Below are 1912 nucleotides of genomic sequence, written 5' to 3'. Positions count from 1 at the left end.
GGGAGATAATGCGTATCAAGCTCCTACTGGTATATATTTAGAAATTAAACAAGTATCAGGCGGATATGAAATAAAAGATAAAGACCAAACGGTTACTTTCTATAAATCTGGAGATGCACAAGGTCGTATCCAGTATACAAAAGATAAATACGGAAATACGACGACATATGAGTATGATGGGGAATCACGTTTATCAAAAGTAAAGAACGCTTCTGGTAAAGAGTTAGTCGTACAATATGATGGGAATAATAAAAAAGCAGCAAGAGTAATCGGCCCAGATAGCAAAACGATTACATTTAAATATGATGGAGATTTACTTGTTTCTTCTACAACACCAGAAGGAAAAGTATATAAATACGGATATGATAATGGTTTACTAACATCTATTTATGATCCGCAACATACAGATGCAAAACCATATAAAACATCATATGCATACGAGAATAATAGATTAGTAAAAGTAACGGACCCATTAGGAAAAGCTACGACATTAGCATATAATACAGATACGAAAGAAGTTACGTTAACGAACCCTAAAGGACGTAAAACTGTTTATACGTATAACGATGCTGGAAACCCAGTGAAAACAGTTGAAGATGTGGGACGTCTGAATTTAACGACATCTTATGAATACAATGCAAATAATTTAGTAAAAACAACAACTCCTAAAAATCAAACAGAAACAGCGACCTATGATGGTAATGGGAATGTAACTTCTGTTACGGATGAAATGGGAACAGAAAAGTTTGAGTACAATAAAGACAACGGGCTTATAAAAGCGACAGATAATGAAAATCGTGAAACGACAGTTGCTTATAAAGCAGCGAATACAGAAGTGTCTGAAACTGACCAAGCCGCAAATACATCATCTTTCATGCAGTATGATCAGTTTGGAAATCCAATTGAAACAACTAGAGAGCTAGGGACAGGGGAAAACCTGATTAAAAATCCAAGCTTTGAGATGGATATAACGAATGGATGGAAAGAAGAAAAAGGTAATAGCCAAGGGGCATTGAAAAAAGATGCAATCTTTGCACCTGGTGGATTGGGCGGAGCTTCATCGTTACAAATGACGGTAAAAGCGCAAAACGCTGGTTGGGGCTACCATAGTGCGATTCAGGATATTGTAGTAGAACCCAACACAACATATACATTAAGTGGGATGATGAAAACAGCATTAACGCATGCTGGTGCATTCTTTAATGTTCAGTTGTTAAAAGAAGATGGAAATCCTCTTGATGGTGGGAATAATTGGTTTGATACACGTCATAACAGAATAGAAGGCGAGAAAGATTGGACGAATCGCCAAGTAACTTTTAAGACGACAGGCCAAACGAAAAAAGTTAGAATCTATCTACAAGTTGATTATAATCGAGCGGATTCAAGTGGTTCTGCATGGTTTGATAAGATGCAACTTGAAAAAGGAGAGGTGTCTTCAAGCTTTAACCCAATTGAAAATAGTAGTGTAGAGAATATGACGGAAAAAGGTTGTATTCCAGGGTGGATTCGCGGAGATGGATCAAGTTGTGATCCGAAAGATACTTCCCATGAGGAAAGCTTTACAGGAGATTCGTCTATTGTATTAGAACGCAGCCAATATGGTGGTTCAGATGTAGGCTACGGTGCGCATATACATTTAAACCAACAAAAGGCAGAAACAATTACATTAACAGGAATGTCTAAATCTCAAAATGTAGAAAATACCGCACCAGATAAGCTCTCAAGAGATTACTCTATTTGGGCAGATGTGTATTATCAAGATGGTACTGGTACGAACTATCAAGCGAAATTCCCAAGTGGTACAAATGATTGGAATCGTAGTGCAGTTGTGATTCCAGCAACAAAACCAATTAAACGTATGGAAATCTATCTTCTCTTTAGAAATAATAACAAAGGGAAAGTTTGGTTTGAT

General features: G+C 36.9%; 1 protein-coding gene. It reads left to right on the top strand.

What is annotated here, in order from left to right:
* A partial coding sequence (locus MR083_RS26435; protein ID WP_396022322.1) for a carbohydrate binding domain-containing protein occupies nt 1-1912 on the top strand: 1912 nt, incomplete at both ends.

This window comes from Bacillus cereus group sp. BfR-BA-01408, from assembly GCF_022663305.1.
In the GTDB taxonomy this organism is placed as follows: domain Bacteria; phylum Bacillota; class Bacilli; order Bacillales; family Bacillaceae_G; genus Bacillus_A; species Bacillus_A pacificus.
The sequence above is the reverse complement of the archived record's forward strand: the minus strand, read 5'-3'. Positions and strand labels throughout refer to the sequence as shown.